The 4,128-nt window shown below is 39.5% G+C and carries 1 protein-coding gene and 1 pseudogene; both read left to right on the top strand.

Features of this window, described 5'->3' with window-relative positions; genetic code table 11:
- Positions 1-1,347: pseudogene (locus SAPGRDRAFT_RS23280) on the top strand (hypothetical protein); the annotation flags it as partial.
- 403 nt (positions 1,348-1,750) lie between these two features.
- Positions 1,751-4,051, top strand: coding sequence for a hypothetical protein (locus tag SAPGRDRAFT_RS11840; protein ID WP_002659474.1), 2,301 nt, complete (start codon positions 1,751-1,753; stop codon positions 4,049-4,051).
- Positions 4,052-4,128 lie beyond the last annotated feature (77 nt).

Here is a 4,128-nt window from a genome sequence, read left to right as displayed (position 1 = left end):
AGCCAAATATACACTGCATTAGGCGATGCCATTACTAATTACAGTGCATTAGAAGGCTTAATAGCTAATAAATTTCCTAAAAGAAGTATCCAAGGTTGGACTTCTTTTGATGATAAATTTGTCTCCGTTATAGTTTTAGCAACAGTTAAGCCTAGTCCTCTTCAAAAAATCATACAAGCATGGAGCGAGGAGTATAGAGATCTTTTTTCTAATAAGTTGGCCAAATACAAGTATCGCTATTTTTCTAGAAAAACCTTGGAGCGAAACGCCCTAAACAACCTGAAGATATCGGACTTTCCAGAATTGGAGACGCTCTTTCAGCAAACCTTTAAGGAGACTTTAGTAGAAGGGGAAAAACTAAGTTATTCAGAGGTGGCTAGCAGTTGGCAGGCCTTCTTATTAGAACTAGTGATACACAAAGGCATTAACAACTTGGAGCAGCATCAAGCTGCAGTTCAGGCCTTAGAAAAAGCGGGCATTCATGCTCTAGCAGATAGTACTAAGCTAGAGGCTATTTTCCAGCCTATTCCTCTGCCGAAGAAAGAAAAGGATCCCATCCTTCTTCTTGCTGAAAATCAATTTCATGTTAGCTGGCTTATTACTTATCCTAAAGTTGACAGCCAAGTTGCAGAATTGGTCAGTACGATAGAAAAAATGATGACTCAGCCTGAAGAGAAAATTGAAGAGGAGATAAAAAAGGCCGCTAAAGAAAGTTCACTTTGGGATGATTATGTAAAAAAGTTTATAAAAAAGGGTAAAGACTTCGCCGACAATGTAAACCCTTTTTCTCATAAGAAAGCATTAAAGCTCATAAAGAAAAATCTTGAAACTTTCTACCAGCAAAAAGCTGGTACTGATACCTTAAGCTTAAAATTCCGCTTTCAGCATGACAGCTTAGATCAAAAACGACTCTTCCCTGTTTTTGTAGGGGATAAAGGGATTGATCAAATTACTAGTTTGAGTAACACGACGAGTCCTTACCATGAGGCAGCTATCACAGGATCAACTTATGAAGGAAAAACTGATGGCTCTTTCATTTTAACAGTTAAATTGAACGTAACTGAAAAACCTACTGATATCAACATTGATGTAGGCGCAAGTGCTGCGACATTTTTGAGTGTTAACCTCAGTGCCAGCCGAGCAACTTCGGCTAATTCGAAGACCTTTGACTTCATTATAAAAGGAAAAATCACTGCTAACAGCTCTGAGCAAAAGACGGAAAGCTACAACATAAAAATAACAGAGCATTTAATCTCTCCAAGCATTAAAAATGATCCATTTATTAAGGAGGTAAAAACGAGCTTTAATAAAAAAGAGCTTACACTAAATCTCCTTCCGAAAAAATAAAAACTAGCTATTCAAAGCCCCAAACTTCCGTTTGGGGCTTTGTTCTTTTGCGGCCAATCCCTCCAGCTTTTGTTCAATCCATGAGGGTTTCAACCCTCATTCATATATCATTGCGAAGCAATACCACATCTGGCTGTAGGTTTCAACCTACAGTAAAAAGGGCCGAAGGCCCGCGGCTGAGGGGCTGTAGCAGGGCCGCCGCAGGCGGCAGACCAAGGCGGCTTTGCCGCCGCAGGGCCGAGCAGACCTGCGAGCTGCGACAACCAGCCCCAAAGGGGCGCCAGTTCGACGAAGTAAATGGCCCGACCCGCCCAAAGGGCGGGGCAGCCCCAAAATAAACCGAAACTTATTTTGCGTTTACATATTAAAGTTACTACCTTTATGTAAACACAAAAGCAAAACGATGAAAGCATTAGCCATTTTTCTCTTATCCAGTTTATTTTTTGGACATCTAAATCTATTACAGATGAAGCAGCGAGAACTTTTTTTGGCAAAGCAGCAGCAGTATGAAGAAGATACAGCCCTTTATAAAGAAACCTTGGCCCAATATCAAGAACTATATTCACTTTATCAGGAGCTTCCTGCAGAGGATCCCGATCGCCCAAGCCTGAAGGCGGCTTTACTCAAGACCAAAGCGGGCCTAAAGGCCTTTAAGCCGCAGCTCAAAACAGATAAGGCCAATTTGGAGCAGCTATTTTTGGCCCTTAAGGAAGAGGATATACCCAAAACTGATTTTTTATTAGAGTTTGCTCAAAATACTCTAGAGCTAGCAGGTAAAGCAAGAAATCTGAAGAGTAATATAAAAAATGACCAGTGGGCAAAAACTACTGCTTTAAATCATTTATACATTAAATTCAAGGAAGGTAAAAAGCTCAAAGTTTGCCGTCTGATTGCGGCAGATATTAAGGCTTTAGTAGAGCAGGCGGACAACAAGCCGCCCAGTATATTCTTAGAAGAATTGGCCCAAATTTTTGAGCGTTATGATGCGGTAGAAAAGATTAAGAAGTATAGAGCTAAATCGCGCTTTATTGAGTCTACCATTGCCCCTTATGTCCTTTCCCCTAACCAACTAGAAAGCATTTTGGACCAAGCCCTGGCCAAAGATGACTTTTTGACGGAGGAGGAGTTGAAGGAGAAGGAAAAAGAATTGGAGGAGACGAGAAAGGAGCTGGAGGAGATGAGAAAGGAGTTGGAAAGAGAGAAAGAAATGGCCATAGAGAAATGGACTTCAAAAGTTGAAAACTGGAAAACCCAAAGCATAAAAACTATTTATGAGCTAATGGTCTTAGATACGCTAGAAAAATACCGCGATCTAAAAATTAACGCTATCTATGTATTAGAAGAAATAAAAGAATGGGATAAAGTTGATGATCCCAAAGTCGTTCAGCTAATTTTTGATTACAGCCGTAAACTCCTTCCTAAAGGACAGCTAAGCAATGAAGATGTATCCAATAATATGATTAAGATCATCGATAAAACAGCTACCTTTTTAATTGCGCATCCTGAAGCATGGTATGAAAATCACACTAAAGTAGTGCTACCCAACCTTCACAAAATTCTAGCTCTTCTTGCAGAAATAGATGGTGCAAGAGCAAAATTTAACTGCTATGATATTTACTTAGATTGGGTAAGGCAGTCTAATGTTTTTGCAACTGACAATAGCGTCTATAAGCTAGATTGTTTAACTGAAAAATTAATCGCCTATTTCAAAAAAGAAGCCGCAATGGCTGCTTTTGCTCCAGCCTTAGAGGCAGAGCTTAAACAACTCAAAGCAAGCCTCAAGGGTAGAAATATAATTTTAGCCCGCGATCTTATACGGCCTTATAAAAAGGCTATAGGCAATACTTTTTTCCATAGAGAAAAAAATGGGCTAATCAGCTATATAGAAGAGCAGCTAAAAAATGGGGCTAATGCAACACTAGCTGCAGACTTAGCACTAATTCTCGCTCATAATTTTCAGGAGGACAATATAAAAGAGGCCATAAAAAGCTGTCAACAAGCAGTAGTGCAATGGGCGCCTAGCCATACAGAAGATAGCTTAACTCAAAATATTCTACTCTCTAATGATAGTACCCTCTCGCTTACTATCAAATTTCAGTTGAATAAAAACAACGGGCAGTATGCGGCAAAAGCCACAGCTCTAAGCATGAATGTTAGTCAAAAAAAGGGGCCTGACTATGAAATCAAAGCCAGTTTTAATGCTCCGCTAGTTGTGGAAGCTGATGGTACTGCTTATCACGAATTTTCTGCAGAGATTAGCTACAAAATAGCTGCGGATCAGAAAACTGAAAGTATAGCTGCAGAGGCTGGGGTTGAAATAGGGAGTAGTAAAACAAAAGGTTCCACACATAACATTGGGCGAACAGGCGCTGCAAACTTTGGTCTTGATGGCATACTTGGAGGCGACTATTCTCTTACAGATGAATATGCTACAGAAAAATCTACTACAAATTATAGTTCAGGAAATGTTAGTATAAATGCCTCTGTAGCTAATACAAAGACAGATGGAATACAAAAAGGGTTTTTCAAACTTGTTAAGGGGACTTTACAAACGGTAAAGAAAGGAAATAGCGTAGAAGTACAATGGTTACTGCTTGATCCTATTGGCAACTTTGTGTATCCAAATGGAGGAATATTTGTTAAACAGGTCTTATCCAATAATGCCGATCAGTTGATTAAAGAAATTCCACTCCATAAAAAATAAAAATCAGCTATTCAAAGCCCCAAACTTCTGTTTGGGGCTTTGCTCTTTCAATAAAAGATTGCGAAGCAATACCACTT

The organism is Saprospira grandis DSM 2844, assembly GCF_000275825.1.
GTDB lineage: Bacteria > Bacteroidota > Bacteroidia > Chitinophagales > Saprospiraceae > Saprospira > Saprospira grandis_A.
This window is presented reverse-complemented; position numbering and strand designations above follow the sequence as displayed.

What these genes read in the sequence shown, in the direction of transcription:
- SAPGRDRAFT_RS11840 (WP_002659474.1), top strand. Translation starts at nt 1,751, where the DNA reads ATGAAAGCATTAGCCATTTTTCTCTTATCCAGTTTATTTTTTGGACAT.